This is a genomic window from Pseudomonadota bacterium (assembly GCA_039028935.1).
Taxonomy (GTDB): Bacteria; Pseudomonadota; Gammaproteobacteria; order Steroidobacterales; family SZUA-146; genus SZUA-146.
Map to the genome: position 1 here is coordinate 1 of JBCCHD010000074.1, position 4121 is coordinate 4121.

The window sequence follows — 4121 nt, forward strand, 5'->3', positions numbered from 1 at the left end:
GATGCGATTCGGCTCGACCTCGATTACGGTTACCGGAACTGAGTCGCCGGCGTCCGTAAACACACGGGTCATGCCTGCCTTGCGGCCGACTAAACCAATTGCCATCGTTATTCCTCTATTCACCACCGATTACGGTTGATCGGTGTCGTATTCACGGCCAGGCGAGCCCTCATCGGGGATTTCGTCTCTGGCAAAATCAAGCCCCGTAACAGCTGCGCTACTACGGGGCCGGAAAGCCGCTCATTTTAACACTTATATTTCGCCTCAGCCAAGAGGCTATAAGCATTAATTCAGCTTAATTTGCACATCCACGCCAGCTGCCAGATCGAGTTTCATCAGGGCATCGACCGTTTTGTCGGTCGGATCGACGATATCGATCAAACGCTTGTGCGTGCGGATCTCGTATTGATCCCGCGCGTCTTTGTTGACGTGCGGCGAAATTAGCACGGTGAAACGCTCTTTCTTGGTCGGCAGCGGTATCGGGCCCACTACGTAGGCGCCGGTACGTTTGGCGGTTTCCAGGATTTCGCGAGCCGACTTATCGATCAAACGATGATCGAAAGCCTTCAGGCGAATGCGAATTGTTTGGTTGTCTGCAGTTGCCATTCGAATTACTCAACAATCTTCGATACGACGCCAGCACCCACCGTGCGACCGCCTTCACGGACCGCAAAGCGCAAGCCCTCTTCCATCGCGATCGGCGCAATCAACTTCACGCTCATCTTCACGTTGTCACCCGGCATCACCATCTCAACGCCCTCAGGCAAATCGCAAGCACCCGTCACGTCCGTCGTGCGGAAGTAAAACTGCGGACGATAACCGTTGAAAAACGGCGTGTGTCGACCACCCTCTTCCTTGCTCAAGACATAAACCTCTGCCTCGAACGCAATATGCGGGTTGATGCTACCAGGCACACACAACACCTGACCGCGCTCAACCTCTTCTCGCTTCGTGCCGCGCAACAGTACACCCACGTTGTCGCCAGCCTCTCCAGAGTCCAGCAACTTGCGGAACATCTCTACACCCGTCACCGTGGTCTTCTCGGTCGCTTTGATGCCGACGATCTCAATCTCGTCACCCACCTTCACGATACCGCGCTCAACGCGCCCGGTTACCACCGTGCCGCGACCTGAGATCGAGAACACGTCTTCAATAGGCAGCAGGAACGGCTGATCAATCGGACGCTCAGGCTGCGGAATGTAGCTGTCCAGCGCTTCCATCAGCTTGCCAATACTCGGCACGCCGATGTCGCTCGTGTCGCCCTCAAGCGCCTTCAGCGCAGATCCGGTGATGATCGGCGTGTCGTCGCCCGGGAATTCATAAGAATCCAGCAGCTCGCGCACTTCCATCTCAACCAGCTCAAGCAGCTCTTCATCGTCAACCATGTCCGCTTTGTTCAGGTAAACCACGATGTACGGAACACCCACCTGACGCGCCAGCAGAATGTGCTCGCGGGTTTGCGGCATCGGACCATCGGCCGCGCTGCACACCAAAATAGCACCGTCCATCTGCGCCGCTCCCGTGATCATGTTCTTCACGTAGTCCGCGTGGCCCGGGCAGTCAACGTGCGCGTAGTGACGTGCTGCTGACTCGTACTCAACGTGCGCCGTCGCAATCGTAATACCGCGTGCGCGTTCTTCCGGCGCGTTATCAATCTGATCGTACGCCTTGAAATCGCCTCCACCCATCGCTTCAGCCTGCACCTTCGTCAATGCCGCCGTCAGCGTCGTCTTACCGTGGTCGACGTGACCAATCGTCCCCACGTTTACGTGTGGCTTCGTTCTTTCAAATTTCTCTTTGGACACCGCTTTAACCTCGTTAAATAGTCGTAGTGTGTTTCTGTTTCGATCAGGATGCTTTTTTCATTACCGCGTCGGCCACCGTTGTTGGCGCCTCCGCATACTTGCAAAATTCCATGGAGTAGGTCGCGCGACCTTGGGTTGCCGAGCGCAAATCAGTGGCGTAGCCAAACATCTCGGCCAACGGCACTTCCGCGCGAATAATCTTGCCCGCAGGCGCATCGTCCATACCCTGCGTGATGCCACGACGACGGTTCAGGTCGCCCATTACATCGCCCAAATAATCTTCGGGGGTAACAACCTCAACGCTCATCAAGGGCTCAAGCAGCACTGGGTTGGCGTTTTGCGCGCCAGCACGAAAACCCATCGATCCGGCGATCTTGAACGCCATCTCGCTCGAATCGACATCGTGGTAGGAACCGTCGATTAGTGTGACTTTCACATCGACCATCGGGAAACCAGCGATTACGCCGTTTTCCATCTGCTCCTGAATCCCTTTATCAACCGCAGGTATATACTCGCGCGGCACCACGCCGCCGACGATTTCGTTGACAAATTCGTAACCACTGCCGGGCTCTTGCGGTTCAATGCGCAGTACGACATGCCCGTATTGACCGCGACCGCCAGACTGGCGCACGAACTTGCCCTCTTCCTTCTCGACAACGCTGCGGATCGTTTCACGATAGGCCACCTGCGGCTTACCGACGTTAGCCTCGACACTAAACTCGCGACTCATGCGATCGACGATAATATCAAGGTGCAGTTCGCCCATACCGGAGATGATGGTTTGGTTGGACTCCTCATCGGTGTGCACGCGAAACGAGGGATCCTCTTGCGCCAGCTTGCTTAGCGCCACGCCCATCTTTTCCTGGTCGACTTTGGTCTTTGGCTCTACCGCAACCGAAATCACAGGATCCGGGAACTCCATGCGCTCAAGCGTAATGACTTCTTTGAGGTCGCAAAGTGTGTCCCCAGTGGTCACATCTTTGAGCCCCACAGCGGCGGCGATGTCGCCCGCGCGCACTTCTTTGATCTCTTCGCGATTGTTCGAGTGCATCTGCAAAATTCGCCCAATGCGCTCTTTTTTGCTCTTCACCGGATTGAAAATGGCGTCACCCGAACTGAGGACGCCGGAGTACACCCGGAAGAAGGTCAGACTGCCCACGAAGGGGTCAGTTGCAATTTTGAATGCCAGTGCCGCAAAAGGCGCCTTATCGTCAGACGGCCGCTCAGCCTCGGTGCCTTCGGCGTCATCTAGAATACCGGTAATGGCAGGAACGTCGACGGGGGACGGCATGAACTCGATAATCCCATCGAGCATCGCCTGAACACCCTTGTTTTTAAATGCACTCCCGCACATAGCCGGGACAATCTCGTTAGCCAGGGTTTGCAGTCGAATGCCTTGCTTGATGTCGTCCGCACTCAGCTCCCCGTCTTCGAGGTACTTTTCCATCAATTCCTCGCTGGCTTCGGCGGCGGCCTCAACCATGTTCTCGCGATACTCTTCAGCGATCGACAACAAGTCTGCGGGGATTTCAGTTTCCTCGTAGCGCATGCCCTGGGTTGAATCATCCCAGTAGATAGCGCGCATACCGATAAGATCGATCACACCCTTGAATTCATCTTCAGCGCCAATCGGCAGCTGGAGCGGCACAGGGTTAGCGCCGAGGCGATCTTTAATTTGATCGACAACGCGCAAGAAATCGGCACCCGCTCGATCCATCTTGTTGACGAATGCCATACGAGGTACGTGATACTTGTTGGCCTGCCGCCAGACCGTTTCAGACTGGGGTTCCACCCCCCCCACGGCACAAAACACGGCAACAGCACCATCGAGCACGCGCAACGAGCGTTCAACTTCAATGGTGAAATCGACGTGGCCAGGGGTGTCGATGATATTGATGCGGTGCTGCTCGAACTGCTGATCCATACCTTGCCAGAAGCAGGTGGTAGCAGCCGAAGTAATTGTGATGCCGCGCTCTTGCTCCTGCGCCATCCAATCCATAGTGGCAGCGCCGTCGTGGACCTCACCGATCTTGTGAGAGACCCCCGTGTAATAAAGGATGCGCTCGGTCGTCGTGGTTTTACCCGCGTCGATGTGCGCCATGATACCTACGTTGCGGTATCGTCCAATGGGGGTTGTGCGGGCCACGTAAAGATCCTTGGATACTCGCTTACGTGATTACCAGCGGTAGTGGGCAAACGCTTTGTTGGCTTCAGCCATGCGGTGCGTGTCTTCACGCTTCTTCACTGCTGAGCCGCGCTTTTCAGCCGCGTCGAGTAATTCGCCGGCAAGTTTTTGCGTGGTCGACTTTTCGCCGC

Annotated in this window: 5 protein-coding genes; all 5 read right to left on the reverse strand. The window is 55.9% G+C overall.

Features of this window, described 5'->3' with window-relative positions; all coding sequences use genetic code 11:
• A partial coding sequence (gene rplC / locus AAF465_17215) for a 50S ribosomal protein L3 (protein MEM7084464.1) occupies positions 1-105 on the reverse strand: 105 nt, incomplete at its 3' end.
• A gap of 180 nt (positions 106-285) precedes the next feature.
• On the reverse strand, positions 286-606 hold the full coding sequence (rpsJ, locus tag AAF465_17220; GenBank protein ID MEM7084465.1) for a 30S ribosomal protein S10: 321 nt from the start codon (positions 604-606) through the stop codon (positions 286-288).
• A gap of 5 nt (positions 607-611) precedes the next feature.
• Positions 612-1805 carry an elongation factor Tu gene (tuf, locus tag AAF465_17225; GenBank protein ID MEM7084466.1) on the reverse strand — a complete coding sequence of 398 codons (1194 nt, stop codon included), beginning with the start codon at positions 1803-1805 and terminating at the stop codon, positions 612-614.
• Positions 1806-1848: 43 nt separating this feature from the next.
• A complete protein-coding gene (gene fusA / locus AAF465_17230; protein ID MEM7084467.1) occupies positions 1849-3951 on the reverse strand; it encodes an elongation factor G in 2103 nt (700 codons plus the stop codon).
• A gap of 30 nt (positions 3952-3981) precedes the next feature.
• A partial coding sequence (locus tag AAF465_17235) for a 30S ribosomal protein S7 (GenBank protein ID MEM7084468.1) occupies positions 3982-4121 on the reverse strand: 140 nt, incomplete at its 5' end.